This is a genomic window from Ensifer sp. ZNC0028 (assembly GCF_000799055.1).
Lineage (GTDB): Bacteria > Pseudomonadota > Alphaproteobacteria > Rhizobiales > Rhizobiaceae > Ensifer.
Genome location: NZ_JTLA01000101.1, coordinates 136,743 through 162,557 on the forward strand (window position 1 = coordinate 136,743; position 25,815 = coordinate 162,557).

General features: G+C 63.0%; 24 protein-coding genes. 12 read left to right on the forward strand and 12 right to left on the reverse strand.

All coding sequences use genetic code 11. From position 1 onward, the window contains the following. Positions 1 to 58 precede the first annotated feature (58 nt). The 3 genes from L981_RS23480 to L981_RS23490 are packed head-to-tail and all read left to right on the forward strand — an operon-like array spanning position 59 to position 3,115. On the forward strand, positions 59 to 817 hold the full coding sequence (locus L981_RS23480; RefSeq protein ID WP_043621796.1) for an SDR family NAD(P)-dependent oxidoreductase: 759 nt from the start codon (positions 59 to 61) through the stop codon (positions 815 to 817). 55 nt (positions 818 to 872) lie between these two features. Next, positions 873 to 2,555, forward strand: a complete 1,683-nt coding sequence (locus L981_RS23485) for a thiamine pyrophosphate-requiring protein (RefSeq protein ID WP_043621799.1) — start codon at positions 873 to 875, stop codon at positions 2,553 to 2,555. 26 nt (positions 2,556 to 2,581) lie between these two features. Continuing rightward, positions 2,582 to 3,115 (forward strand): 2,4'-dihydroxyacetophenone dioxygenase family protein, encoded by a 534-nt coding sequence (locus tag L981_RS23490; RefSeq protein ID WP_043621802.1) that lies wholly within the window; start codon positions 2,582 to 2,584, stop codon positions 3,113 to 3,115. Between the two features lie 155 nt (positions 3,116 to 3,270). Here L981_RS23490 and L981_RS23495 read toward each other — a convergent pair whose 3' ends face one another. Next, positions 3,271 to 4,059 carry a glutaredoxin family protein gene (locus L981_RS23495; protein WP_043621804.1) on the reverse strand — a complete coding sequence of 263 codons (789 nt, stop codon included), beginning with the start codon at positions 4,057 to 4,059 and terminating at the stop codon, positions 3,271 to 3,273. A 55-nt stretch (positions 4,060 to 4,114) separates the two neighbouring features. Here L981_RS23495 and L981_RS23500 point away from each other — a divergent pair, with 55 nt between their 5' ends. Beyond that, on the forward strand, positions 4,115 to 4,519 hold the full coding sequence (locus L981_RS23500; protein ID WP_197067187.1) for a MerR family transcriptional regulator: 405 nt from the start codon (positions 4,115 to 4,117) through the stop codon (positions 4,517 to 4,519). Positions 4,520 to 4,605: 86 nt separating this feature from the next. Here L981_RS23500 and L981_RS23505 read toward each other — a convergent pair whose 3' ends face one another. From L981_RS23505 to L981_RS23525, 5 genes are read right to left on the reverse strand one after another with little or no spacing between them, the layout of a single operon-like run. Next, complete coding sequence (locus L981_RS23505) at positions 4,606 to 5,910, reverse strand: aspartate aminotransferase family protein (RefSeq protein ID WP_043621810.1); 1,305 nt, start codon at positions 5,908 to 5,910, stop codon at positions 4,606 to 4,608. Further along, entirely contained in the window at positions 5,907 to 6,725 is an 819-nt protein-coding gene (locus L981_RS23510; RefSeq protein WP_052201979.1) for an N-formylglutamate amidohydrolase, read from the reverse strand. Before L981_RS23510 ends, L981_RS23505 begins: the two co-directional genes overlap by 4 nt. Before the next feature lie 18 nt (positions 6,726 to 6,743). After that, positions 6,744 to 8,087: a glutamine synthetase family protein gene (locus L981_RS23515; RefSeq protein ID WP_082006137.1), complete on the reverse strand. Its 1,344-nt coding sequence runs from the start codon at positions 8,085 to 8,087 to the stop codon at positions 6,744 to 6,746. Positions 8,088 to 8,121: 34 nt separating this feature from the next. Next, on the reverse strand, positions 8,122 to 8,784 hold the full coding sequence (locus tag L981_RS23520; RefSeq protein WP_082006138.1) for an isochorismatase family cysteine hydrolase: 663 nt from the start codon (positions 8,782 to 8,784) through the stop codon (positions 8,122 to 8,124). Positions 8,785 to 8,831: 47 nt separating this feature from the next. After that, the gene (locus tag L981_RS23525; protein ID WP_043621812.1) at positions 8,832 to 9,713 is read right to left on the reverse strand and encodes a MurR/RpiR family transcriptional regulator; all 882 of its coding nucleotides are present in this window, start codon (positions 9,711 to 9,713) and stop codon (positions 8,832 to 8,834) included. Between the two features lie 179 nt (positions 9,714 to 9,892). Between L981_RS23525 and L981_RS23530 the strand changes: the two genes are divergently transcribed. From L981_RS23530 to L981_RS23545, 4 genes are all read left to right on the forward strand, one after another. Beyond that, positions 9,893 to 11,773: an ATP-binding cassette domain-containing protein gene (locus tag L981_RS23530; protein WP_043621947.1), complete on the forward strand. Its 1,881-nt coding sequence runs from the start codon at positions 9,893 to 9,895 to the stop codon at positions 11,771 to 11,773. Between the two features lie 22 nt (positions 11,774 to 11,795). After that, positions 11,796 to 12,959, forward strand: a complete 1,164-nt coding sequence (locus L981_RS23535) for an ABC transporter substrate-binding protein (RefSeq protein WP_052201980.1) — start codon at positions 11,796 to 11,798, stop codon at positions 12,957 to 12,959. 90 nt (positions 12,960 to 13,049) lie between these two features. After that, positions 13,050 to 13,787 carry an ABC transporter ATP-binding protein gene (locus tag L981_RS23540; protein ID WP_156134209.1) on the forward strand — a complete coding sequence of 246 codons (738 nt, stop codon included), beginning with the start codon at positions 13,050 to 13,052 and terminating at the stop codon, positions 13,785 to 13,787. 24 nt (positions 13,788 to 13,811) lie between these two features. Then, complete coding sequence (locus L981_RS23545) at positions 13,812 to 14,699, forward strand: branched-chain amino acid ABC transporter permease (protein ID WP_192449092.1); 888 nt, start codon at positions 13,812 to 13,814, stop codon at positions 14,697 to 14,699. A 303-nt stretch (positions 14,700 to 15,002) separates the two neighbouring features. Here the strand turns inward: L981_RS23545 and L981_RS23550 are convergent, their stop codons facing one another. The 6 genes from L981_RS23550 to L981_RS23575 form a co-directional block, all read right to left on the reverse strand. After that, the gene (locus L981_RS23550) at positions 15,003 to 16,085 is read right to left on the reverse strand and encodes a fatty acid desaturase (RefSeq protein WP_043621815.1); all 1,083 of its coding nucleotides are present in this window, start codon (positions 16,083 to 16,085) and stop codon (positions 15,003 to 15,005) included. 268 nt (positions 16,086 to 16,353) lie between these two features. After that, positions 16,354 to 16,830: a DUF2127 domain-containing protein gene (locus L981_RS23555; protein ID WP_043621818.1), complete on the reverse strand. Its 477-nt coding sequence runs from the start codon at positions 16,828 to 16,830 to the stop codon at positions 16,354 to 16,356. A 67-nt stretch (positions 16,831 to 16,897) separates the two neighbouring features. Beyond that, positions 16,898 to 17,404: a DUF302 domain-containing protein gene (locus tag L981_RS36070; protein WP_371258905.1), complete on the reverse strand. Its 507-nt coding sequence runs from the start codon at positions 17,402 to 17,404 to the stop codon at positions 16,898 to 16,900. A gap of 150 nt (positions 17,405 to 17,554) precedes the next feature. Next, positions 17,555 to 18,628 carry a porin gene (locus L981_RS23565; protein WP_052201981.1) on the reverse strand — a complete coding sequence of 358 codons (1,074 nt, stop codon included), beginning with the start codon at positions 18,626 to 18,628 and terminating at the stop codon, positions 17,555 to 17,557. Positions 18,629 to 18,776: 148 nt separating this feature from the next. Beyond that, positions 18,777 to 20,513 (reverse strand): hypothetical protein, encoded by a 1,737-nt coding sequence (locus L981_RS23570; protein ID WP_043621821.1) that lies wholly within the window; start codon positions 20,511 to 20,513, stop codon positions 18,777 to 18,779. 230 nt (positions 20,514 to 20,743) lie between these two features. Beyond that, on the reverse strand, positions 20,744 to 21,529 hold the full coding sequence (locus tag L981_RS23575; RefSeq protein ID WP_043621824.1) for a GntR family transcriptional regulator: 786 nt from the start codon (positions 21,527 to 21,529) through the stop codon (positions 20,744 to 20,746). A 167-nt stretch (positions 21,530 to 21,696) separates the two neighbouring features. On the opposite strand from L981_RS23575, the gene L981_RS23580 reads away from it, so the two are divergent. From L981_RS23580 to kynU, 4 genes are all read left to right on the forward strand, one after another. Beyond that, positions 21,697 to 22,683, forward strand: coding sequence for an ABC transporter substrate-binding protein (locus L981_RS23580; RefSeq protein ID WP_043621827.1), 987 nt, complete (start codon positions 21,697 to 21,699; stop codon positions 22,681 to 22,683). 139 nt (positions 22,684 to 22,822) lie between these two features. Next, on the forward strand, positions 22,823 to 23,602 hold the full coding sequence (locus tag L981_RS23585) for an ABC transporter ATP-binding protein (protein WP_043621829.1): 780 nt from the start codon (positions 22,823 to 22,825) through the stop codon (positions 23,600 to 23,602). A gap of 7 nt (positions 23,603 to 23,609) precedes the next feature. Further along, the gene (locus tag L981_RS23590) at positions 23,610 to 24,533 is read left to right on the forward strand and encodes an ABC transporter permease (protein WP_043621831.1); all 924 of its coding nucleotides are present in this window, start codon (positions 23,610 to 23,612) and stop codon (positions 24,531 to 24,533) included. Between the two features lie 12 nt (positions 24,534 to 24,545). Next, a complete protein-coding gene (kynU, locus tag L981_RS23595) occupies positions 24,546 to 25,787 on the forward strand; it encodes a kynureninase (RefSeq protein ID WP_043621834.1) in 1,242 nt (413 codons plus the stop codon). Positions 25,788 to 25,815 lie beyond the last annotated feature (28 nt).

Here is a 25,815-nt window from a genome sequence, read left to right on the forward strand (position 1 = left end):
GTGGACGCGGCTTCCCGGGAAGGACGGCAACAGATGCGTTCGAAAGGAGATCCGCCACGTGCCAGCACTTGAACGCAAGACCTGCATCGTGACCGGCGGGGCCGGCAGCCTTGGCCTTGCCTGTGCCAGGCTGTTTCTGGCCGAAGGCGCCAAGGTCACCCTTGTCGATCTCTCCATGGCATCACTGGAGACTGCGGCGGAAGGCTTGCCGCGCGATCGTATCCTGCTCATCGCGGCTGACGTTTCCGACAGGGCCGAGACGCAGCGTTATGTCGGCGAAACCGTCGCCCGCTTCGGGCCGATCGACGTGCTGGTCTCCAATGCCGGAAATTTCGGCACTGTGGCGCCGATCGCCGATTATCCCGACGATGTGTTCGACGCGGTCCAGGCCGTACATGTGAAGGGCGCGTTCCTCGCCGCAAAACATGCGGTTCCGGCAATGCGCGACGGCGGCAGCATCGTCATCACCTCGTCGGTGGCAGCCACCCGGGGCGATGCCGGCGTCTACGCCTACATCACCGCCAAACATGCGCAGGTCGGCCTGATGCGCTGCCTGGCTAAGGAACTGGCGCCGCGGCGCATCCGGGTCAACACCATTCACCCCGGCCCGATCGACAACGGTTTCCAGCTTGCGGTCGAACAGGGCCTGGGAGCTGCGATCGGCGAAGACGGAACCGAATTCTTCAACCGGATGATCCCGCTCGGGCGGCATGGAACGCCAGACGAGATTGCCCGTTCGGTGCTTTACCTCGCCTCTGATCAGTCGAGCTTCGTCACCGGAACGACGCTGATGGTCGATGGCGGCATGAGCTGCTGACAACGCAAGGGAGCGCACTTTGGCCAGTGAGAACGGCGAACAGGATACAAGGACGATGACGGCAGGCGGCGCCTTGCTCGCACGTCTGAAAGCGGTTGGCGTCGACTACATCTTCGCCAATTCCGGAACGGACTTCCCGCCGATCATCGAGGGGTTGGCTGAGGCTGAAGCCAAGGGTGTGGCCTTGCCCGAGGCGATCGTCATGCCGCACGAAAGCGCGGCAATGGGCATGGCGCATGGCTACTATCTGGCGACCGGACGGGCGCAGGCGGTCATGGCCCACACCAATGTCGGGCTCGCCAATTGCGCGATCGGCGCGATCAATGCAGCCACCGAGCACATCCCGGTCCTCTTGTTTTCCGGTAAGACGCCGGTCACCGAGCGCGGTCAGCTTGGTTCGCGCACGGTGCCGATCGGCTGGGGCCAGGAGATGCGCGACCAGGCGGCGCTGGTGCGCGAGGCGGTCAAGTGGGACGACGAGCTGCGCTTTGCCGAACACGTGCCTCAAATGGTCGACCGGGCCTATGCCATTGCCACGTCGACGCCGCGCGGCCCCGTCTATATGAGCCTGCCGCGCGAGGTGCTCTGCCGCCCCTGTCCGAGCGACGGGCTTGCCGAGCCGCTGTCGATGAAGCCGGCCGTACATGCGCCGTCGGCAGAGGCGATCGCCGCGGCGGCCCAACTGCTCGCCGGGGCTCAAAACCCGCTCATTGTCGCCCAACGCGGGGCGGGCTCCGAAGCCGGTTTTCACGCCCTGTCGTCTCTTGCGTTCGATCGCGGCATTCCTGTCTGCCAGTACTGGGCTGTCCAGCTTGCCATTGCCACCGATCATCCGATGGCGGCCGCCGCCGATCCGAAAGCGCTGGTGGAAGATGCCGACGTCATCCTCGTCATCGATGCGCTGGCGCCGTGGTCGCCGGATATCCATCGGCTCAAACCCGGCTGCAAGGTGATCCAGCTCGGGCAGGATCCGCTGTTCCAGCGGTTCCCCGTTCGCTACTTCCGTTCCGACGTGACGATCGCCTGCGACATCGATGCGGGGCTCTTGGCACTGCAGGATGCCTTGCGGCAATTTCCAGTGCCAGCCGAGGTCGAGGCGCGCCGCGGGCGCGTGGCCGCAACCAATCGCGCCGCCCGAGACGCGACGGAGGCGAGGGCGGTCGCCGGCATGGCCGATCCCATGACGAAGGAATGGGTGAGCCTGAAACTGTCGGAGGCGATTGCCGGCCGCGAGGCGACCGTGCTTTCCGAGCTTGGCTGCCCTCTTGCGCCGATCAGGCTCGATCATCCGCGCGCCTGGTATCAGGAGCCGCATTCCGGCGGTCTCGGCTGGGCGTTTCCAGCCGCGCTCGGCATGCAGCTGGCCGACCGCGACAGGCTGATCGTCGCGACGATGGGTGACGGCTCTTACATCTTTTCCAATCCGGCCGCCTGCCACCAGATCGCCGAGGCGCTGGCTCTGCCGATCCTCATCGTCATCCTCAACAATGCGGAGTGGGGTGCCGTGCGCCAGTCGGTGCTCGGCGTCTATCCAGAAGGCTATGCCGCCAAAGCAAACCGGATGCCGCTCACCTCGCTATCTCCAGTTCCCGACTTCGCCAAGGTCGCCGAGGCTAGCAATGCCCATGCCGAAACCGTCAGCCGCGGGGAGGAACTGGCAGCAGCGCTGAAGCGCGCCATCAACCACATCGATACCAACCGGGGCGCCGCGTTGCTGAACGTGCACGTGCGCGCCTGAGCACTGGACCAAACCCGGAGGACATCATGCCTGAGCTTGCGACAACGGAATTCTGGAAGGACCTGAAGCCGATCACCAAGGTGTTCCAGCCGGATGCCTTGCCCGAGGTCTACCTGGAAAATGCGGCGACGGAGGACGAGCGCTTTTATGTGCCCTTTACCGAAACCGTGTCGTCACGGCCGCTCTGGATCTCGCCGACGCAGAACAAGTGGTGCGATATCCTGATGGCGAAGAAGGCGGGGCTGGTAAACCGCCACTACCATCCCCACGAAGTCTTCGCCTACACAATCTCGGGCAAGTGGGGTTACCTGGAACACGACTGGACGGCAACGGCCGGCGATTTCGTCTATGAGACGCCGGGAGAGGGCCATACCCTGGTTGCCTATGAACACGAACAGCCGATGAAGGTGTTCTTCCAGGTCAAGGGGCCGCTAATCTGGCTCGACGAGAATGGCGAGCCGGACGGCTTCTTCGACGTGCATAATTACATCGCGCATTGTCGCGACCACTATGAGAAAGTCGGCCTCGGTCGCGACTACGTCGACCGCCTGTTCCGATAGGCGATCGCTTCACCCGCGGCGGCAGACGCACATCGTATTTGCGATCCGAAACCTGGCTGTGATCCGGCCTGCTTTCTGTGAGGCTTCTGCTGAATGCGATGTCCGATCGGTGCAACCGCCCATTGGGCGCGTTGCCGCCGATCGGAACAGGGTCGCTACATGGCGTGTCCGACCGCGAAGCCGAACGAGGCAGCGGCCATCCAGACGGCCATGGCAATCATCATCAGGTTTTCCGTGAGAGAGATGAAGCCGAGAGGAACGTTGCTGGATCCGCCGACGCAGGCGCACTTCAGTTCCCGCTTGTCGATGTAGACCGCCTTGAAGACCGATGCGGCTCCCACCGTTCCGATAAACAGCGCGACCGGAACCGACAGCCAGTTCAACGCTCCCGCTATCATCAGGACCCCGGCGAGGCCTTCGGCATAGGGGTAGATGTAGCTGTAGGGAACCCAGCGCTTCGCCAGCAAGTCGTAGTTCAGGAACATCGTCGCAAAACCTTCGACGTTCTGGAGCTTCAGGAGCGCAAGCACGACCATCGAGAAGGCGATGAACCATTCGCCCGCGCGCAGCGTGAACGGGCTGCCGTCGACTGCGTAGCTGGCGGCCATCGCCATCAAGGCCGTCAAGGCGAACAGAACGACGACAGGGCGGTAGCTCGTGGCCTTGGGGTCAGCGACCGGCTTTCCGAGAAACCTTCTCAGGTCGTCGTACCCTCCGACCCTCTTTTCATCGATGAACACCTGAGGTGTCGTCGCCACGCCGTGCTGTGCCTTGAAGGCGTCGGTCTCTTCGCGGCTTGTCAAATGGCGGTCGTCGACATCGTAGCCCGACCGCTTGAGCAGGTCTTTCGCCTTCAAGCCATAGGGGCAGGTATGCTCACCCATGACCATTCGATAGAGAACGGCCTTCTTGCGCGCCTGTCCTTGGTTCGTCTTGTCCAACATCCCACGTCTCCTTTTACTCTTGTGAAACTGTTGGCACGACCATACGTTCCGTACCATGGTACGGAGTCAAGAGCCCATGGAACTGACGATCGGAAAATTTGCAGCAGCCGGCGGCGTCGGCGTGGAGACGATCCGCTACTATCAGCGGCGAGGGTTGCTGGACACGCCACGAAGGCTGGAGGGCATCCGCCATTACGGTGACGGAGACGTCCGCCGCCTGCAGTTCATCCGGCAGGCCCAAACGGCCGGCTTCACGCTCGAGGAGATCAAGGAGCTTCTCGATCTCGATTCTGGAGAAGACAGGGAGAGAGCGCGAAACCTTGCGAAAAACCGCATTGGTGCGCTGGATGCCAAGATCGCCGAGCTTCAACAGGCGCGGAAAGCCTTGCAGCGACTGGTCGGGGAATGTGCTACTGACAAGTCGGGTCCTTGCCCGATCCTTGCGTCCTTCGATCTGTAGCGTCGAGCCGGGCGACGGTGCCGTCCTGCTTGCCGCCGTTGCGCTCATGATGGCAGCTTGGCCCTCGCGGGCGCAGGCTGTTGTGGTCACCAGCCCGCAAACTGCGCGACGACGTCATCGGGAACGGCACCTGCTTCGGCAACGGCCTGTTCCAGAACGCCCAGTGCCTGGCGGATATCGGTGTCCGGGATGGTTAGTGGCGGGGTCATCTCCAGAACGTTTGCGTTCATCCCGACACAGTAGACGACGAGGCCGAGTTCATAGGCCCGATAGATGAGTTTCGCCGCTTCCGTTCGCGCTGGCGCCCGTGTCTGCCGATCGAGGACGAGATCGACGCCGCAGGCAAGACCTCGACCGCGGATATCGCCGATCAGTTGATATCGTTGGGCAAGCCTTGCCAGGCCGTCGCGCAGCAGTTTGCCCTTGCGCTCGGCTTCCTGCGCAAGTTCTTCGCGCTCAATGGTTTCGAGAACGGCAAGTCCGGCGGCGCAGGAGATCGGGTTGCCGTGGAGTGTCTGCATGGCAAAGGCGCTGGCGCAATCAAGGATGCGCGCCGGACCGATCGCGGCGGAAAGCGGCAGCCCGCCGCCGAGGCCCTTGCCGATGGTCAGGATGTCGGGGACGAACTCCTCGTGCTCGAAGCAGTGCAGGCGACCGCTGCGGCCAAGCCCGACCTTCACTTCGTCGCAGACGACAAGAATGCCGTATTCACGGCAGATCGCGGCAAAGGCTTTGAAAAAGCCGGGCGGCGGGACGATCAGGCCGCCATCTGATTGGATCGGCTCGACGAAGGCGGCGGCGAAATGTTCGGGCGCCGCCTCAAGCCGCTGCCGCAATTCCGCGAGGATCGCGCCACCCGTGGGATCGTCGCGATAGGGGCGGTAGCGATCGGGGTAGGGCAGCAACAGCAGTCCCTCTGCCTTGGCCGCGCCCGACTGCACGCTATGCCCGGAAAAGGCCATCGAACCCACGGTACAACCATGATAGGCGCCGACGAAGGCGATGACGCCCGATCGTCCCGTCGCCTTGGTGACAGCGCGGAAGACCGCCTCGTTGGCGTCGGATCCGGAATGGCCGAACCAGAGCTTGTTGTCGCCCGCCCCGGGAAAGGCCGCGAGCAGTTTTTCGGCAAGCGCCGTTGCCGGTCCGTTGGCCGCAGACAAAACGCTGGCGCCGGCGGGATTTGCCGCAGCACCGCAGACTGCCTCGACCAGCGCCGGGTGGCCATAGCCAAGGCTTGCTGCGCCCCAGGCACCGGAGAGGTCAATCAGTTCACGGCCGCTTTCCTCGATCACCCGCGCGCCGCGGCCACCGGTCACGGCAAGCGGGAAGAAGCGCAGCTTCTGCAGGTTGGCGATTGCCGCTTGGTCTCTCTCGTAGAGTGCGGTCACCGGATTTCCCCGATGCTGGCTTTCAGACAGCGGGTCAGGCGTTCGCCCCAGGCGGCGACGCCCGCATGCGTGTCGATCAGATCGTGGCGCACCTCGACCAGAACACCCGGAAGCCCGCGCGCATCGGCATGGACCGGCACTGTGTAATCCTCGTCCGGGTGGATGTTGTAGGGCTCGTTGTCTCCGATCGTCAGTTCGCGTTCGCTCGCCAGTTCACGGATCAGCGCGCCGGCGAAATCGACCGCGTCGCGATAAAGAATGCCCGCCTGCCAGGGGCGTGGCTTGCCGAAATAGACGGGCGTGAAGCTGTGGATGCCGACGACGAAGGGCCGCTTGCCTTCGCCTTCAAGCCGGTCAAGACGGCGGCTGACGGCGTCGGCAAAAGGCGTGAACAGGGTGTCGATCCGCTGCTGCCGCTCTTCGTCGCTTAAGCTTTGGTTGGCGGGAATTTCCGTCGTCTCGCTGATCTCGGGGATCATCGAGGGGGCGGAAAGCGGCCGGTTGCAGTCGATCACCAGCCGCGAATAGTTGGTGAAGAACAAAGGCGCATCGAGGCTGAGGCTCAAATGCTGGGCCAGCGCCATGGCGCCGATATCCCAGGCGATGTGGCGCTGGCGCTCGTGCAACGGCAGCCCCATATCGCCGAGCGCGCGCGGCATCCGGTTGGAGGCGTGTTCGCACAAAAGCAGGATCGGCGAGGTGCCGTCCGGATTGAAGACCGCATAGGGCGGCAGTTCGTCGATCGAAAGCAGCGGCGCGCTCGGGTCGTGTCGCGCGCCCTGTTCGGGGCTCTTGATGGCCGTTGTCGAGGTCATGGGCTGCCCATCCATCAATCAGTAGACCGCCGCATAGCGGGCGCAGAGTTCGTCCGGCGAGAGCCCGTCGACGATGTCGATCTCCTTGCGCTTCATCGCCATGTAGCAGGCAAGGAAGTCTTGCGAGAACCAGCCGGTGACGACAGGATCGGCAGCGAGCGTGTCCAGCGCTTCCGGCAGGCTTGCGGGCAGGCGACGGATGCCGAGCTTCTCCTGTTCTGCCGCCGAGAAATCGGACGGGTCGGAATTGATCAGGGGCGGCTGCTCGAGCCCGGCCCTGATGCCTTCGAGCCCGGCCTTCAAGAGGACAGCCAGCGAAAGATGGGGGCTGGCGCAGGCGTCGGCCGCCCGATACTCCATGTTGAACTGCTTGGCCGGATTGCTGCCGGGCAAGTCCAGTGTCGGGCAGATCCGCAGTGTCGCTTCGCGGTTCTTTTCACCGAGGCAGGTATAGGCCGCACTCCAATGGTGCGGCACGAGCCGCATGTAGGAAAGCACCGATGGAGCGGTAAAGGCGGTCAGCGCCGGCAGATGCTTGATGACGCCGGCGGCAAAGGCGCCAGCGATCTTGGAGAGCCTGCCGGGGCGCGCCGCGTCGAAGGTCACTGGATTGCCGTCGAGATCGGTGAAGCTCACATGCAGGTGCACGCCGTTGCCGACGCCATTCGAGGCGGTCTTCGGCGCGAAGCTCGCATTCCAGCCGAAGAGGGCGGCGACTTCCTTGGTGATCGCGCGGATGGTGGCGCCGCGATCGGCGGCGGTCAGCGCGTCGGCGGGACGGCAGGTGATTTCGAACTGGTCCTTGCCGTATTCCGGCAGGAACATTTCCGGCTCGGCACCGGCTTCTTCAAGTGCGGTCATCAAGAGCGAGCCGAAAGGCTCGGCGCGGCGTTGGGCGCGCAGGCCGAAGGAGGGGGCGTCCGGCCAGTCGACGCCGAGGAGCTGGAATTCCTGCTCGACCGCGGAAATGACCTTGAGGCCGATCTCTTCATATTCCTTCAGCGTCTGCTTCAAGAAGCTGCGCACGCAGCAGTCCCAGGCATTGCCTTGAAGGTCGGTGATGTCGGCGTGGTAGAAATGCAGCGGCGTTTCGTCGGGCAGGCAGGTGACGCGCGCCTTGCTGTTTGGATCCGCCATCAGCCGCAGGTCGCCGGCCGAACCCCATGGATTGTTTTCGGCGATCAGGTCGAAGGGTGTCAGTGCCAGGTTGGCCGGCACCCAGCCGACGCCCTTGCGCAGATAGCTGTCGATTTCGGTCGCAGCGAAGCTACGGCCGCGGGTGATGCCGGCGATGTCGGTGGTGACGAAGGTGGCGAGCTCCATCAGTTCGGCGGCCACCTTGCCATTGTTGGTTTCGGTCATGGGTTCCCCTCCAGTCTTGTTTTTCTGCGCGCGCTCAGGCCTGGCGCAGGCTGTTCAGGCGGCTGACGACGGTGTCGGTGTCGGTCGTCCAGCAGTAGCCCGAATAGGCGCGAAGGGCCGCGTCATGGCGCTGCTCGCTGTAGGTGGCGCAGGCGTCATTGACCACGGTGACGAGGTAGCCGCGGTCGGCGGCGTCACGTACCGCCATGTCGACGCACTGGTCGGTGATGACGCCAGCGATGATCAGGTAGCGGGTGTTGAGATTGCGCAGGACGTAGTCGATGTTGGTCGAGTTGAAGACGCCCGACGACGTCTTCGGCAGCACGATCTCGTTGTCGACCGGCGCCAGTTCCGGAATGACCTGTCCCTCGGGTGAGCCCTTCGGCACGTGCATGTCGGAGAGCTTGTGGTCCAGCGAGCGGTCGCGGCCGTCGAGCGTCAGGCTTTCGATGATCGTGTGCAGCACCTCGCAGCCGGCCTTTCGTGCTGCCTCCAGAATGCGTACCTGGTTGGGGATGACGGTCTGGCGCAGACGCCTGTGGTAATAGCTGTCGGCATCCTGTGGGTGGGTCGGGTCGAGGTTCGGCTCGCACCAAATGCGCTGCATGTCGACGAACAGCAGCGAGGTGCGGCCAGCCTCATAGGCGCTGTCGCGCCGCAAGAGATCGTCGCCAACCTGGACAGTGACTGCACTCATTCGAATTCTCCTCGGTTTGTTCTGGTTCGCCAAGACGGCGGAAGGGGTCAGCGGTCGTCTTCAACGGCTGGATTGAAGGCGTCCTCGGTGATGGCGTAGCCGCGGCGCAGTTCCTCCATGCGCTCGATGCGACCACGTGACTGCGTGGCAAGGCGTGCGGTCAGTGCCGCAATCACCGCCTCCGTCTGGGCAATCGCCGGCACCATCGTGTCGTAGGGCGAGACCGTGTCGACGGGCGCCGTCAGCGTCACGGTCGCGAAATCGGCGATCGGCGAGAGCCAGCGGTCGGTGAACAGTACGATGCGCGATCCTTGCGTCGCCGCCTGGCGGGCAAAGCGGATCGTGTCGTTCTGGTAGCGGCGATAGTCATAGACGAAGAGCACGTCGCGCTTGCCGAGATCGACAAGCTGGTCGACCTGGTCGGCCTGGCTGCCGTTGATCCAGCGGGTGTCACCCCTCAGTTGCTTCATGTGCGACCAGAGCAGGCCGGCGAGAAAACCGCTGAACCGGCCGCCGAGGCAGTGGATACGGGCGCTCATGTCGGCCGCCGCGTCCACGGCTGCCTCGAAGTCTTCCGAAGGCAGCATCTGCATCGAGGATTCCAGCGCATGGATGCTGGCGCGAAGGAAGTACTGGTAGAAGTTCTCCTGCTCCAGTGATGGGCGACGCGCGTCGAGCATGGAGAGCGGCGAGCTCATGCGCTCCTGGACTTCGCTGAGCAGCGCCTTCTGGAACTCGGGATAACCCTCGAAGCCCAGTGTGTTGGCAAAGCGCACGACGGTCGGATTGCTGACGCCAGCCGCCGCCGCAAGATGCGCAACCGTGTTCAGCCCCGCTGCCGGATAATTCGACAGAAGCTGCCTGACGATCTTCAGTTCAGAGCGCGTGAAGGTAATGGCGCCGTCTGTCAGTCGGTCCCGGATTGCCACGATTTCTGCCTCCCAAAAACGATGGCGTGAATCCCGTTTTCTACTTTTTGTTACATAATTGCTAGCAGAGAATGTTTTTTGAAACAAGATTGACATTTGGTCGATCTGCGATAACGTTCATGTCGGGAACGGGCCCGAGCCAAAAAATATGAGGCGGGCCGAAATCTGGGGGAATGCGGATGGTGCGCGTCAGGCGAGAAACCGTCGTTGGTATCCTTGTAACGTCGCTGCCGCTTCTGGCTGCTGCCGCCATCGCCTCGTTGTTCTTTCCAGGCAGCGGCGAGCGCCTGGTGACGCTCTACATGATCAACGTGATCGCCGTGCTTGGCATCGGCATCTATGCCGGCAATTCCGGTATCGTTTCCTTCGGCCATGTCGGCTTCATGGCGATCGGTGCCTATGCGTCGGGCCTGTTGACGCTCAATCCGATCATTCAGAAAACGGCGCTGCCACATCTGCCGGAATGGCTGGCCGGGATCGGCATGCCCTTCCTTCCGGCACTTGCGATTGCCCTTGTCGTGGTTGCGCTGGTCGCGGTGCTGATCGGCATTCCCGTTGCGCGCCTTGGCGGCTCATCGGCTTCGATCGCGACCCTTGGTTTCCTCGTCATCGTGCATGTCGTGCTCGTCGCCTCGACCGATTTCACCCGCGGCAGCCAGACCTTTTTTGGTATTCCACGCGCGGTCAACCTCTGGGTGGCGGTGCCCTTCGCTATCGCCGCCGTTGTGGTCGCGCGTCTCTATCGGGATTCGAGTGCGGGCCTGAAGCTTCGGGCGTCCCGCGAGGACGAGATCGCCTCGACCGCCGTCGGCGTCAATGTCAAGCTGCACCGCTTCTTCGCCTGGGTTCTCGGTGCGGTGCTTGCCGGTGCTGCCGGTGCCTTGCTGGCCCATTTCCTCGGCGCCTTTTCGCCCAAGGACTTCTACTTCAACCTGACCTTCATGCTTTTGGCCATGCTGATCCTCGGCGGCATCACCACGGTTTCCGGTGCCGTTGGCGGCGCTGCCGTGATCATGCTGATCGTCGAGCTCCTGCGAAAGCTCGAGGGTGGCGTCGATCTCGGCTTCCTCAAGCTCCCGACCGTCTTCGGCCTCACCGATATCGGCATCGGCGTGGCTATCCTCGTGGTGATGTACCGCCTGCAGGATGGGCTGTTCGGTGTGCGCGAGCTCGACGAGCGCTTCGGCTGGTTCAAGCGCTCCACGACGAAGGAGGCTCTACCGCTGAAGGGCACGGTTGCCGCCGCTAGCTCTTCGGCCGGCCAAGGCACGCTTCGGGTCGAAAATCTCGGGAAGAAATTTGCAGGGCTCGTTGCGCTCGAAAACGCCAACTTCGAGATCAAGCCCGGTCTCGTCACCGGCCTCATCGGCCCCAACGGCGCCGGCAAGTCGACGCTGATCAACAGCGTGTCCGGCGTCGTGCCGCCGTCGACGGGCCGCGTGCTCATCGACGGTCAGGACGTGGCGTCGCTTGCCGTTCACGCTGTTCCGACCGCAGGCCTTGCCCGCACCTTCCAGAACATCCGTCTCTTCAAGAACCTGACGGTCATCGAAAACGTCACGGTCGCTGCGAGCGCCCTGAAGGCGGGCGGCGAGGATCCGGTGGCCCGTGCCTTGACGGTGCTTTCGGAAGTGGGGCTTGCGGAATTTGCCGACCGGCTGGCCGGCACGCTTTCCTACGGCGCGCAGCGGCGGCTTGAAATCGCCCGCGCGCTGGCGCTCAAACCGCGTTACCTGCTGCTCGATGAGCCGGCCGCCGGCATGAACCCGGCCGAGACCGAGGAATTGATGCATGTGCTCGACCGCATCCGCACGAAATACCGCCTCGGCCTGCTCGTCGTCGAGCACGACCTGAAGCTGATCATGCGGCTCTGCGACGTCGTCGTCGTCCTCAACAAGGGCCAGCAGATCGCCATCGGAACGCCGGCGGAAATCCAGGCGAACCCCGATGTCATCGAGGCCTATATCGGCCGCCGCCGCTCAGCGGCGCAGGCGCGCAGCGAGCCCGTCGGTACCCCCGCTCTGCCGTCCGGCGCGCCGGGCCTGCATAAACCCGCATAAATCAAAAGAGGGAGCTTTTCGGATGAAGAAGAACGTCACGGCCCTGTGCCTCACCACCATGCTCGGCGGTTTTGCCCTGTCGGCATTGCCGGCATTTGCAGAAGATCTGGTCATCGGCCTTGCGACCGCCCAGACAGGCGGCCTTGCGCCCTATGACCAGCCGTCGCTGAAGGGCCTGGAAATGGCCGTCGAGGAAATCAACGCAGCCGGTGGTGCCGCCGGCAAATTCCCGATCAAGCTCGTCGCCAAGGATACGCGCTCGGATGCGGCGCAAACCGCGCTGGTGGCGCAGGAGCTGGTTGACGAAGGTGTCAAGATCGTGATCACGCCGTGCGACGCCGATCCGTCGATCGCCGCGGGCCAGGTGACCCAGGCCGCCCAGATCCCGGCCTTCTCCTTCTGCGCCACGACGCCGACGATGCCGCTTGCGGTTGGCGACTACATGTTCGGCAACTATCCCGCCGACAACGTCCAGGCCTCGGTGCTTGCGACCTATGCGGCCGAGAAGGGCTACAAGAAGGCCTATATCCTGAAGTCGCCCGACAGCGCCTATACGCTGAAGCTGCCGGAATATTTCGGGGTCGCCTTCAAGGCCAAGGGCGGCGAGCTCCTGGGCGAGGGCACCTACAGCATGGGCCAGCAGGACTTCGGCGCCGAGGTCACCAAGATCAAGGCGATGAACCCGGCGCCCGACGTGATCATGACGGCGGCCTACGAGCCGGATTTCCCGGCCTTCATCCGTCAGCTGCGCGGCGCCGGCGTGACCACACCGATCCTCGGCAGTGACGGCATCGATTCGCCGACCACCTTCGGCCTCGGCGCGACCGTCGACGGCGTCGTCTTCACCACGGCCGGCTTTGCCAGCGAAGGTAGCCCGCTTGCCGACTTCAACGTGAAGTACAAGGAGAAGTTCGGCCAGGTGCCGGACACGGTCTACATTGCCAATGGCTATGACCTCGGCAAGGTGATCGACGCTGCGGTGACGGAAGCAAACAGCATCGATCCGGTCGCCATCCGCAACGCCATTGCCTCGCTCGAAAACGTCCAGGGCGTCACCGGACCGATCAGCTATGCCGGCACGCAAGGCATGCCGATGCGCTCGGTATCGCTGGTACAGATCGAAGGCGGCAATCGCCAGCTGATCAGCCAGGGCGTTCCGGCCGCCGCCGACGTTCCGGCCCCCTGATCGATCACCTGTGGTGGTCCCCGGGTTTCCCGGGGATCGCTCCTGGCCGCGCCGTCGGCGCTTTGCAATCCACGGCAAGGACTTTGCCCGATGATGATGAGTGAAATTCCCGTTCCGAAGCCGCTTTTGGAAGTGAGTGGCCTTAAGGTCGCCTATGGCGCGGTCGAGGCGCTGAAGGGCGTCGACCTCACCGTCGGCAAGGGGCAGATCGTGACGCTTCTCGGCGCCAACGGCGCCGGCAAGAGCTCGACCTTGAATTCGCTTGTTGGTCTGGCCCCGAAGAAGGCCGGACGCGTCGCCTTCAATGGTCAGGACATTTCGGGCTTGCCTCCGGAACAAATCGTCAGGCTCGGCATGACGCTGACGCCTGAGGGGCGGCGGATCTTTCCGAGCCTGACCGTCGACGAGCATCTCCTGCTCGGCGGCGCCATGCACAAGGCGCGCGGTGCGATTGCGGAGGTGCGCGAGGACATGCTCTCGCGCTTCCCGATCCTGAAAGAGCGCCTCACCCAGAAGGCTGGTTCGCTCTCGGGCGGAGAACAGCAGATGCTGGCGATCGCTCGCTCGATGATGTCGTCGCCGGACTTGTTGCTGCTCGACGAGCCCTCGCTTGGGCTCGCACCGCAGGTCGTCGACCTGATCTTCGACCTGATCGCGGGCTTGAGACAAAAGGGCCTGACGATCCTGCTCGTCGAACAGAACGTCTCGCTGTCGCTCGAGATCGCCGACGCGGGATACGTCATGGCCAATGGCCGGATCGTGCTTTCGGGCACGGCCGCGGAACTGCGCAATTCAACCGAAATCCAGGGCGCCTATCTCGGCGCCTGAGCCGAGTGCGTGGAGGGTCAAATCATGGACATGTTCCTGCAGCAGCTCGTCAATGCGCTCAGCCTCGGCGGCACCTATGCGCTTCTGGCGCTTGGTCTTGCAGTCGTCTTCTCGATCATGGGGCTCATCAATTTCGCCCATGGCGAACTGATGACGGCGGCCGGCTACGGCCTCTGCTTTGCGCTGTTGCTGGGCCTGCCGTTCCCGCTCGCCGTCTGCGCGGCCCTTTTGATCGCGATCGTACTCGCCATGCTGATGGAGCGCATCGCGTTTAGGCCCGTGCGCGGCGCCAGCGGCACGACGCTTCTGCTGACGAGTTTCGCCGTCAGCGCCATCCTGCGCGTGATCTTCCAGAACTTCATTTCCGCCCGGCCGAAGCCGGTACCGATGCCCGAGAGCTTTTCCGGCACGATCGAGATCGGCGGCCTGCATCTCGGCCTCATCCAGGGGACCTCGATCCTCGTCACGATCATCATGTTGGTCGGTCTCAACCTCTTCCTTCGCACGACCGTGCTCGGCCGTGCCATGCGCGCCGCTTCCGAAGATTTCGCCATCGTTCGACTGATGGGCATTCGCGCCAATGCAGTGGTCGCCACCGCCTTTGCGATCTCCGGCCTGCTTGCCGGTGTCGCCGGCATCCTCTGGGTGGCCCAGCGCGGCAGTGTCGATCCTCTGATGGGTTTCCTGCCAGTGCTCAAGGCGTTCATCGCTGCGATTATCGGCGGGCTCGGCAGCCTTTCCGGCGCTGTCGCCGGCGGCTTTCTGCTCGGCTTCATCGAAGTCTTCCTGCAAGCCTATCTGCCGGAAAGCCTGCTCAGCTACCGTGACGCCTTCACCATCCTGCTCGTCATCGGGGTGCTGCTCTTTGCCCCGCAGGGACTGCTTGCGAAAAAGACCATCGTCAAGCTTTGAGAGTGGCGGCGGCACAGGAGACTGCGCACGATCCGGCCCAGTCCATGGTGCGACCGGCGATGCCGGTGGCCTTGGCTTAGAACCGGAAGCCTCGATAACAGCGACCCGGCCGTTGACGGGTCGCGCCCGCGGCTGGCATGGCTGCCAAATCGACCGTCGCTCAAGCCGGCGCGCCGTTATCCCGGTGTTTGCGCGACGACGGAATGGCGTGCGCCATGGGGCGACGCCACTGCTCCTGTTTGGTCGCGGTGGTCGAAGGGCTGCATTTCAATCCTTGGCGGTGCGGATTGGTCAACTGCGCTATCAGGCAGGCGTCGGCACGGCGGATCCTGCTGCAGCTTGGCGTGCGTTTGCTTCTCGAAATGACACCAGCCGGTGCGAGGCCTCGTCCCAAAGGACGAGCTTCACCAGGCCCAGGCTCTGCCGGATGGTGATGCGGCCCATATCTCCCAGCTCGGGATGATCGCGGATGACCTCAGGAAGTCTATAGAAGGGAACGCGGCTCGACAGGTGGTGGAGATGGTGCATGCCGATATTGCCGGTGATCCAGCGCAAGGGCTGCGGCAGATCATAGTGCGAGGCGCCATGCATGGCCGCGTATTGGAACGTCCATTCGGGGGGCCTCGACCAGTGCGTGTCTTCGAACTGGTGCTGGACGTAAAACAGCCAAACGCCTGCTGCCCCAGCAAGAAGCACAATCGGCAGATGGATCAGCAGAAACGGTGCGGCACCCACTGCCCAGATAAGAATGCCCGCGAGTGCGGCGATGGCCACGTTCGTTGCCATGGTGGAAATCCACGGCCGGGGACCTGCACGCATCATTCCGAAAGGCAAGCGCTGCTTGATCAGAAAGAGCCATGCGGGACCGATGCCGAACATAACGAGCGGATGTCGGTAGAGGCGGTAAACAAGCCGCCCTCTGCGCGGGAGCGCCTCGTATTCGGCAACGGTGAGTGTGGCGATGTCACCGACACCCCGTTCGTCGAGGTTGCCTGCCGAAGCGTGGTGGACGGCGTGGGCGCGGCGCCAGTAGTCATAGGGTGTCAGTGTCAGCACGCTGATCACTCGGCCCGTCCAGTCATCCAGGCGGCGGCGCCCGAAGAACGAACCATGGCCGCAGTCATGTTGCAGCATGAACAGGCGCAGGAGGAAACCCGCCGCAACAGGGACGATTAGGATAACGCCGAGCCAGTACCCGAAGTGCATGCAAGCCCAAGCCGCTACCCACAGCAAAACGAATGGCACAAAGGTCACCGCCAGCTCGAACGTGCTGCGGCCGATATGCGGCTGTCGATAGGTGGACAGGATCTTCAGCCAGGCTTTTTCACGATCGACGGTTGCTGCGGCGCCGTGGTCGGAAAGCGGGCTGACTCTGGTATTCTTCAAGGCGTCTTCCTAGTTGGTTGTATGACATGATCGCCTTGAGTCATTGCTGTGGACGCATCAGGCAAACCGGGACTGGGAGGCTCCGCGCGAAGCTTGGGGCCTGATAGCGATTTTGAAAGGAAGGTTCGTTCAGAGCGCGAAGCCAACTGCGCAATAACCAAAGCTCGCGAGCAAATTCGATAGGGCGTTCTATCGATATCTTCAGTTCGGCGTCAATCGGTTGTTCGCTTGTTGGGAAAAGACGGCCTTTTGCGCCGTTCGCGACGCCTCAAGTCGCCGGACGCCGGCGCATGACCAGTTTGTACTCATGCCAGATGAGCCAAATGACGATGACATCAAACACTGTCAGCGCGATCAGGCCCCAGCTGTGCGTGTAGCTAAAGCGGTAAAGCTGGTAGACAATGAACAGTGCCATTACCACCAGCGACGCTGGGTAAGCCCATAGTTTGTTTCGCAGGAGGGCTGCGACAAGGAACAGCTTCACGACGCCATGACTGACCAGGTAGAAGGCGTAGAAATGTCGCGTTTCGACCGAGAAGTTCTGCGCAAAGGTCAGGAGATGCGTGGCGAGAAAATCCCTCGGGTCCTCGATCAGTTCCAGATGCGTGATGGACCTTGCAAGCCTGGTGATGGCGTCGTTCGGGACCAGCCACAGCGCGACGCCGCCGACACATTCCGCAAGCGCGTGGAGGCCCTTGGCGAGGATGCTGAGCTGAAAGAACTGGTGCACTCGCTGCTCGTTCACAACCACCTCCCGGCCGGAAATACCGCTGCGCGCTTGCGACGGCGGGCGTGATCATTGTTGCGGGCAACTACCTCTTGATGGTGCCGGAAATGAGCTTCTCGGCCGGCGCGAGATTGTCTGTCAGAGGGTCTGGCAGGCCGTGCTTGCCCTTGAATGTCTCCGCTTCGTTGAACGTCACAAAGGCCGTGCCATCCTGCTCTCTGACCAGCACGCGCAGGGGAAGCTCAAGTGCGAAGTCGGGAGCAGCGATCATCAACGGGGTCCCGGCCTTCGGGCTGCCATAGACGATCACAGTCGTTGGCGGCATGTCGAGCCCCACCGAGGCGGCCGCCGCCCGGTGATCTATCTCTGCGAAAACGGTCATACCCTTGCCGGTGATCGCCGTCTTCAACCGGTCAACGGTTTCGGCAAAGGAGTAGTCGCTTTGAAGTTTCATGGTCTCTTCCGTTAGAGCGTGAGAGGGGGCGACCGTCATCCCGCCGACCTGGAATGTATGCCCCTGCAGGTGCATCGGATAGCCCATCATTGACATGTCGAGGGAGGTCAGTTCCACGCGCTGCCCGAGCTTTGCCACGGTAGGGCGATGCTTGCCTCAGACAGCGCCGTCGATGGTCCAGACGTAGGGGCTCATCGAGCCGACAAGCATCGCCTGCGGAGCCGGCCTCGATGTCGCCGGCTCCTCAAGTTGAACACGCGACCCTGTTGGCCGGTCGCCGCGCGACGCTTAGAAGTTCCTCTGGAAGCGCACGACGCCGCCGAAAGCGTCTTCGTGTCCGCGAAACCCGCGGAAGGCCGTGTAGTCGAGTTCCGGCGTGATCTTGAAGCCCGGCACGACCTCGTAGGCGACATTGAGGGCTGCGTTCCAGGTGCCGTCCTCCTCGAAGTCGATCTGGCTGTTGATGGTTGCCTTCTCGCTGACCTTCACGGAAGCGCCGCCCCACATCGCCCAGTCGCCGTACCAGCTCCCGTAATAATTCGGCTGGCTCGGGTCGGATTGGTAGGCGCCCATGACGAACAGGGAGAGCGCGTCGGTGACGTCGAGATTGACGCGCGCCTTGAAGGCCCAGGCGTCGTAGCGGGTGTCATAGGCCGCCATGCCGAACAGTGTCATCCGGTCCTGCTCATATTTCACGCCGCCAAGCAAATGCGGCACGCTGTCGGCCCGAAGATCGAACCACTCACGGCGTGCCACGCCCGATCCGTCGACCGTCTCCAGTTCCCACGAGCCGTTGCCTTCCTCGGCGCCGACCATGGCGGAAAAGCCGTTCCCGAAGTCGTGGGTGTAGCTTGCCTGCATCGTGCGGTCGCCCGAGTAGTAGATGACGTCGTCATAGATGACGTTGCCCGCACCCCAGGTCCAGTTGGCAAAGAGGGAATCGGCGATACCGACCGAAAAGCCGGCAAGCTCGATGATGGCTTCTGAAATGTAGATGCGCTCGCCCGATGCCTTGTGCTCGAAACGCGTCTCCAGATAGGAGCGCAGCGTTCCGAATTCCGTTTCGTTGCGGGCGTCGAAACGCATCGTGGCGCGCGCCTTGCCCGGCAGACCGTCGAGCGAGCCGCCCCAGTAGACATCGTCGCCCGCCGCCACCTCGTGGCGCAGGTAGCCGCTGATTTTCAGGCAGGTCTCGGTACCCGGCACATAGAAGAAGCCGTTGCCATAGGCATCGCAGACGCGGACATATTCGACGGGTTCCGCGTCTGCCGCCTTTGCCGGCTGCAGGCCGGTCATCGTGCAGAGCGCCGCTACGGCACCTTTCAAGAAGAGTGGTGACGTCGCGATTGTTTGCTTGTTCATGTCGAGTTGGTCCCCTCGGTGTTCTTGTAAAAATCGAAAAAGCTTCGCCGGCTCCGTCCACGGCATGCGGGACAAGCGGGTGCTGACTGGGATTGTGTGAAAAGGAGAGAAAGGGCCGGTATCGGTTGCGATGCCGGCCCGGTGCGCGTTACCCGCGCGGCGGCCAGACCTCGCCGGAAAGGCCGGTCTTGGGTTCGCCGAGAAGCGGCGTCTTGAGGGCGCGGATGCCGTCGATGCTGATCAGCCAGATGATGTTGCGGTCATATTCGGTAAAGACCGCGAAGCTGGCGTTCTCATAGGTGTATTCGGGCATTTCCTCTGGCTTGGGGAAGCGCGGCACGTAGTAGCCGGCGATCTTCGGATCCTTCGGGTCCTTGACGTCGAAGATCTGCAGGCCGGCATTGTAGAAGGCATAGGGCAGGATACCCTGCCGGCTGTATCCTGGCTGGTGGGTCGTGCCGGAACGCTTCGGGCCGAAGCTGCCGCGCCGCTGGCAATAGTCGGTGAACTCGGCCTCTGCCGGTGGGGTCGGACGCGGGAAGGTGGCGACAACCTTCGGGTCCTTCGGATCCTTGGCGTCGATGACCAGCACGTCCTTGTAGGGCTCGTAGCAATTGGAGTTCATCGGATAGCCGTTGGCAAAGACATAGCCGGTGCGCTCGTATTGGCTGGTATCGGCATTGTCGAACTCGGTGCCGGCAAAGCTCGGCGGGATGCTGAGATGCCCCATCATTTCCGGGGTGCCGGGCTTGGTGAGGTCGAAGGTGTAGAAGCCGAGGCCGCCCATGGCGCCGAAGCCGATCTTGCCGCCCTTTTCCACCGGCTTCGGCAGGAACAGCGGCATGCGCGAGCCCATCCAGGAGGTGCGGTTGCCGGCCCGCGGGTTCATGAGGTACGCGTCCTCGCTTGCCTTGTCGCCGGCGATTTGGCCGGGAACCGTGACCTGGCTGACGAAGACCGGATTGGCCGGGTCCGTCATGTCCCAGGCCTGGTAGCCGGGCGAATGCAGGTAATCGGGGTATTCGGTCAATGCGTAGCTGTCGTCGGGCGCCGACGAGAGATACATGTACTTGCCGCCGAACCAGGCCGGCGCATCGAGCGAGCCGGAGCCCTGCTGCTCGCCGATGGGTGCGTCGGGGTTGTTGATGTCCGTCGTGCGGGTCGCAATCAGCTTCCAGTCGCTCGGCAGCGGGCCGTTCATCTCATAGACCTTGAAGCCCTTGAGCGAATTGTAGTGGCGCAGAGTTTCGACAATGTCGGGCTGGGTGCGCTTGTTGTCGAGGATGCCGAAGCGGCCGATCTCGTAGGAGGCGACGACGACGTTCTTCTGGAGCTTCTCGCTCCAGGCAATCGTCATGCCGCCGAAATAGTCCTGTACCGTCTTGGCGTCCCAGTCTTCGCTCGAACCTTCCGGTCCCCAGACGCCGCCCTTCGAATAGACGACCTTGGCCTTGGTCGGGTCGGTGATATCGAGCACGCGCATGTAGTCGCGGTCGTGCAGGTACATGTAGCGCTTGCCGTCGAAATCCGCGACATCGGGCCAGGCGTGCCATGGCGAGGTGATGTGGGGGTAGAAGGCGATTTCCTCGACATTGCTCTTGTAGGTCTTGTCGTCCCAATGGGTGAGCTGACCGGGGAAATTGGGCGATGCGCCAAGTGCGGTGGCACGCGGAGCCTTGAAGGTGCCCGTGGCCGGATCCATGCCGTAGTCCTTGCCCGGAACCAGCGCCGGCGGCTGCTTGTCATAGGTCAGTTCCGACCAGCGCTTGAGGTGCGGATCCTGGATGTTGATCTCGGTCGGCACTTCCTTTTCCCAGCCGGCCGCAAAGGTCGCGCCCGCTGCCAGACATAAAATCGAGCATGTGATGATCAGCCGTTTCGGCATGTCGGTCTCCTCCTGGAATATCGGTGAATGGCCGCGTCCAAGCCAGGCAGCGGCGCAAGCAAACGACGGCGCGGCGGCGACGCCCCCTTGTGTCGCGTTCCGACTTCTCTCGTCGTGTCAGTTGATCGCGCAGGCCTCCTCATGCCCGCGCAAATCACGCCGCTCCCGTTTGCTAGGCGCCATGAAACAGGGTCGCTTTCCCTATAACAATCGCCTTAATCAGCATTAATTCATGCGGATCTCTTATGAGTTCCCGGGCGTGTGGATGCTTTGCGGGATGCTGATGACACCGCTTCCCCTTCTTCGACGGCGTAGACTTCGAGCGGATAACCGAAATGCTCGTCCATCAGGAGGCGGGCGCGTTCGGCGTTGCGGTCGAGTACGGCCTCCATCAGCTCGGTGTGCGGACCGATCGACTGCGCCTTGTGCAGCGCGGCCATGGCCTCCGCGTAGCCGGCCGTCTCTCCGTGTTCCGCGCGCAGGACGGGGGCAAAGGCAAGGAACCGGTAGTGGCGCTGGAGCTGGTCGGAGATGGTCGAGCGAAAGTGCATCAGCCAACTCGATTGCGCCGCGCTGAGCAGCGCGGCGTGAAACGCCTCGTGCCGTTCCATCCAGGTGTCGACGGCAAGGTCGGAAGAATCCTCGACGACCGTCTTGCAGCGCGACAGTCGGTAGTGCGCCGTGACGATTGCCGATTCCCACTCCGCGCCGCCGCGCTCCATGGCTTCCAGCAACAGGGGGATTTCGACGACCGCGCGCGCCTTCGTCAGATCCTCCAGTCCCTTGCGCGACACGGGTGCGACGGTGAAACCACGATTGGAGATCGCCACCACCAGCCGCTCCGCCTCCAGCCGCGACAGGGCCTCGCGCAGCGGCGTCCGCCCGATATCGTAGGCCTTGCTCAGAAGATCGGGCCGCAACGGCGCCTCCGGTTGCAAGCGGGCCATGAGGATCTCCGTCCGCAAGATCCTGTAGGCGATCTCCGTTTTCGTGCTGTTTTCCTGCTCGTCGACCAAAGGCACCTCCAAAAATCGCCACCCGAATGTACGGTCATCATATATGCGAGAATAATATATGATAATCGCCAATTGCTATAATTGTATACTATATCGTTGACTTTGCCGTGGGGCTGCGCTTCCTCATCGCTCATGCTGTCAACTGCGACAGCCAGAGGAGGAACAAGATGGCCACGACAAAATCGAAACTCATGACAGGTCTGATGGCAGCCGGCATCGTCCTTGCCGGCATCGGCTCGGCCGCCGCCGATCCGATCCGCATCGGCATCGCCAATTTCGGCGAACACCCCCCGCTCAATGCCGCTATCGCCGGTTTCAAGGCGGCGCTTGCGGAAAACGGCTTCGTCGAGGGCAAGGACGTCGTCTACACCGAGAGCCACACCAATTTCGACGCGTCGCTCGTGCCGCAGATGATCGCGAAGCTGCAGGCCGAACAGCCGAAGCTCGTCTACACCGTCACCACGCCGGTCTCGCAGATTGCCAAGAAGGCGCTCGCCGGCTCCGGCATCCCGGTGATCTTCACGGCCGTCACCGATCCGGTCGCTGCCAAGCTCGTTCCGTCCAAGGAAAGCGGCGACGACGGCATCACCGGGGCGACCGACAGCCAGGATATGGCAGCGGTGCTCGCCTTCACCAAAAAGCTGCTGCCGAACGCCAAGCGTCTCGGCCTTCCCTATAACCCGGGCGAAGCCAATGACGTCGCGCTGCTCGAGAGCGTGCGCAAGATCGCTCCGGAACAGGGTTTTGAAGTCGTCGAAGTCGGCGTCGACAACCTCAACGACATCCAGCAGCGCATTACCTCGCTCTCCGGCAAGGTGGATGTCATCTACGGCCCGACGTCCAACATGATCCAGCCGGCGATCGCGGCGGTTGCATCGGCTGCGCGCCAGTCCGGCATTCCCGTTGTCAATGCCGTCGATACGGCCGTTCGGGAAGGCTTCGTGCCGGCAAGCTTCGCCGTCAACTACGAACAGGTCGGCAAGAACGCCGGCAAGATCGCCGCCGAAGTCCTGAAGGGCAAGGACCCGAAGTCCATCGCCCCGGTGTTTCCCGCCTACGAGGATCACCAGGCGCTGATCTCGAAGAAGGCCATGGCCGCCTTCGGCGTCGAAATCCCGGCTTCGCTCGCCGATTGCAACTGCATCGTCGAGTAATCCGACGCCTGCAACGGGCGGCGGCCACGACGCCGCCGTCCACGAGCGCGCCGAGCGCGCCCTGTCCATTCGTATTTACATGAATTCCGGAAGAAGGCTGCGGAGGCGGCCTCTACGGAATTGCTCAGAGGAGGAACGGATGCTCGAAATCCGATCTGCACGAAAGGTCTTCTACAAGGGACAGCCCGATGAGAAGATCGCCCTCAACGATCTCAGCCTGACGCTTCCGACCGGCAACTTCGCCATCGTCATCGGATCGAACGGCGCCGGCAAGAGCAGCATGCTGAACGCCATATCCGGCGCACTCATGCTCGACAGCGGCAAGATCCTCATCAACGGCGACGATGTCACGGCGCTGCCGGTGCACAAGCGCGCAACACGGGTCGCCCGGGTCTTCCAGGATCCGATGAAGGGCACCGCCGCCTCGATGACGGTCGCGGAGAACATGCTGCTCGCCGAATTGCGTGGCAAGAAGCTCGGCCTCAGCCGCGGCCTCAACGCCAGGCGGCTTGCGAGCTACCGCGAACGCCTGGCGGCGCTGAACCTCGGGCTCGAAAACCGGCTGGATACGTGCGTCGAACTGCTTTCGGGCGGACAGCGCCAATCGCTTTCGCTGATCATGGCAACGTGCGACCAGCCGGACCTGTTGCTGCTCGACGAGCATACGGCCGCCCTTGATCCCCGCACTGCAGACATCGTCATGCAAGCGACGGTGCGCGCGGTCGAAGCCTTCAATCTCACCACGCTGATGGTGACGCACAACATGCAGCACGCCGTCGATTTCGGCCACAGCGTGGTGATGCTCGATGCCGGCCAGATCCGGCTCGAAATCACCGGCGCAGAAAAGGCCGACGTCACGATCCCGAAACTCATCGGTCACTTCGGCATGAAGACCGATCGCATGCTGCTGGCAAGCTGAGACGGACATGGAAACAGTTTCAACCATATTCTCGAACTTCATCACGCTCGTTCCGGTCACGCTGGCGCAGAGCCTCATCCTTTCCTTCATCGTCCTCGGCATCATGTTGCCGTTCCGAACGCTGAACTTCCCGGACCTGACGAGCGAAGGCGCGTTCCCCCTCGGTGGCTGTGTCTGCGCGTTGTCGCTGGCGGGCGGCGCGCCGGGCTGGCTGGCCATCCTGGTGGCGATGGCCGCCGGTTTCCTGGCGGGTAGCTGCACGGCCTTCGTGCATCTGCGTTTCCGCATTCATACGCTGCTTGCCGGCATCCTGATGATGACGATGCTTTACTCGATCAATCTGCGGCTGATGGGCAAGTCCAACCTCTCGGTCTACGGCACGCCGACCATTTTCGATGGCGTACCCTTTGTCGAACCGGGTTTCCCGGTCGCAAAGATCGTCGTCGCGGGCCTGCTTGGCATCGCCGTCTATTGCCTCTTGAACCTTTATTTCCGCACCGAGCGTGGCACGGCCATGCGCGCCGTCGGCTCCAACCCGGATATGGCGGAAGCGCAAGGGATCAGCATCTGGGCCTTCACCATCGGTGGGGTCGGTCTGGCTGGCGCCTTCTCGGCCACCAGCGGCGCCCTGATGGTGCAGTCGCAGGGATTTGCTGATGTCAACATGGGCATCGGCACCTTGATCAACGGCCTTGCGGCGCTGATGATCGGCGAAGCCATCGTCGGCAAGCAGACGATCCGGCGCCAGCTTGCGGCACCCTTTGTCGGCGCCATCGTCTACTACCAGCTTGTTTCGCTCTGCCTTGCCGCCGGCATGCCGCCGACCGACCTCAAACTTGCCACCGGTCTCTTCGTGCTCGCCATGCTGGCGCTGCCGACCCTCAAGCGCGCCCGCGGCCCTATGCCGGCCCGCGAAACCGTCCGTGAATAGAAGGATTGCTCCATGAACATCGATATCCATGCCGTCGAGGCGCTGGACCGCGACGATCCGCTCGCGGGCTTCAAGAAGCGCTTCGACCTGCCTGAAGGCGTCACCTATCTCGACGGCAATTCGCTCGGCGCGGCGCTCTTTGCCTCCTATGCCGAGATCGAGAAAGCCGCGAAACTCGAATGGGGCCGCGACCTCATCCGAAGCTGGAACACGGCCGGCTGGTTCGCCCTGCCGTTGACGCTCGGCGACCGTGTCGGCCGCCTCATCGGCGCGGCCCCCGGCCAGACGGCTGTGACCGACCATACGTCTGCCAATGTCTATAAGGCGCTGCACGCAGCGCTGGGCCTTAACGCAGACCGCAAGGTCATCGTCGCGGAAAGCGAAAGCTTCCCGACCGATCTTTACATGGCCGAAGGCGTGATTGCGACGCGGCCCGGCACCGTCCTCAGGCTCGAGGGCGTCGATGGCCCGCGGATCGAAGACCTGATCGACGAGAGCGTCGCCGTAGTGCTCGTCAATCACGTCAACTACAAGACCGGCGCGCTGCGCGACATGGCGGCCCTTACGAAGCGCGCCCACGAGGCGGGCGCGCTGGTGGTCTGGGATCTCTGCCATTCGGCCGGTGCGCTGCCGGTGGAGCTCGACCGTTGTAACGTCGATTTCGCGGTCGGCTGCACCTACAAGTACCTCAATGGCGGCCCCGGCGCGCCGGCCTTCATCTACGTGGCCAGGCGCCATCAGGAAAAGGCCAGCCAGCCGCTCAGCGGCTGGTGGGGACATGCCCGCCCGTTCGCCTTCGAACGCAATTATGACGGCGGCGCGGGTATCCTGCGTTTCCTCTCCGGTACCCAGCCGATCCTGTCGCTGCGCACGCTGTCGGCAGCACTCGATCTCTGGGACGAGGTGGATATGACGGCTATCCGCCGGAAGAGCGTCGCGCTTACCGGCCTCTTCATCAAGCTCGTCGAAGCGCGTTGCGGCGCGTTTGGCCTGAAACTGGTGGGCCCAACGGACGTCACGGTGCGCGGCAGCCAGGTCTCCTTCGAGCATGAGGGGGCCTATGAAATCATGCAGGCTCTGATCGAGCGCGGCGTCATCGGCGATTTCCGCGCCCCGGCCACCATCCGTTTCGGTTTCACGCCGCTCTATACGAGTTTTAGAGATGTGTGGAACGCCGTCGACGTGCTGCATGACGTGATGGCGACGGGTGCCTGGCGCGATGCCCGCTTCGCTGTCCGTAGTGCCGTGACCTGATCGCGATCGCTTAGGAAAATGGAAAAGC

What these genes read in the sequence shown, in the direction of transcription:
- L981_RS23500 (WP_197067187.1), top strand. Translation starts at nt 4,115, where the DNA reads ATGGTACGGAGTCAAGAGCCCATGGAACTGACGATCGGAAAATTTGCA.
- L981_RS23545 (WP_192449092.1), top strand. Translation starts at nt 13,812, where the DNA reads ATGGACATGTTCCTGCAGCAGCTCGTCAATGCGCTCAGCCTCGGCGGC.
- L981_RS23580 (WP_043621827.1), top strand. Translation starts at nt 21,697, where the DNA reads ATGGCCACGACAAAATCGAAACTCATGACAGGTCTGATGGCAGCCGGC.
- L981_RS23515 (WP_082006137.1), bottom strand. Translation starts at nt 8,087, where the DNA reads ATGACCGAAACCAACAATGGCAAGGTGGCCGCCGAACTGATGGAGCTC.
- L981_RS23540 (WP_156134209.1), top strand. Translation starts at nt 13,050, where the DNA reads ATGATGATGAGTGAAATTCCCGTTCCGAAGCCGCTTTTGGAAGTGAGT.
- L981_RS23570 (WP_043621821.1), bottom strand. Translation starts at nt 20,513, where the DNA reads ATGCCGAAACGGCTGATCATCACATGCTCGATTTTATGTCTGGCAGCG.
- L981_RS23520 (WP_082006138.1), bottom strand. Translation starts at nt 8,784, where the DNA reads ATGAGTGCAGTCACTGTCCAGGTTGGCGACGATCTCTTGCGGCGCGAC.
- L981_RS23490 (WP_043621802.1), top strand. Translation starts at nt 2,582, where the DNA reads ATGCCTGAGCTTGCGACAACGGAATTCTGGAAGGACCTGAAGCCGATC.
- L981_RS23530 (WP_043621947.1), top strand. Translation starts at nt 9,893, where the DNA reads ATGGTGCGCGTCAGGCGAGAAACCGTCGTTGGTATCCTTGTAACGTCG.
- L981_RS23535 (WP_052201980.1), top strand. Translation starts at nt 11,796, where the DNA reads ATGAAGAAGAACGTCACGGCCCTGTGCCTCACCACCATGCTCGGCGGT.
- kynU (WP_043621834.1), top strand. Translation starts at nt 24,546, where the DNA reads ATGAACATCGATATCCATGCCGTCGAGGCGCTGGACCGCGACGATCCG.
- L981_RS23590 (WP_043621831.1), top strand. Translation starts at nt 23,610, where the DNA reads ATGGAAACAGTTTCAACCATATTCTCGAACTTCATCACGCTCGTTCCG.
- L981_RS23510 (WP_052201979.1), bottom strand. Translation starts at nt 6,725, where the DNA reads ATGACCTCGACAACGGCCATCAAGAGCCCCGAACAGGGCGCGCGACAC.
- L981_RS23585 (WP_043621829.1), top strand. Translation starts at nt 22,823, where the DNA reads ATGCTCGAAATCCGATCTGCACGAAAGGTCTTCTACAAGGGACAGCCC.
- L981_RS23495 (WP_043621804.1), bottom strand. Translation starts at nt 4,059, where the DNA reads ATGTTGGACAAGACGAACCAAGGACAGGCGCGCAAGAAGGCCGTTCTC.
- L981_RS23485 (WP_043621799.1), top strand. Translation starts at nt 873, where the DNA reads ATGACGGCAGGCGGCGCCTTGCTCGCACGTCTGAAAGCGGTTGGCGTC.
- L981_RS23565 (WP_052201981.1), bottom strand. Translation starts at nt 18,628, where the DNA reads ATGAACAAGCAAACAATCGCGACGTCACCACTCTTCTTGAAAGGTGCC.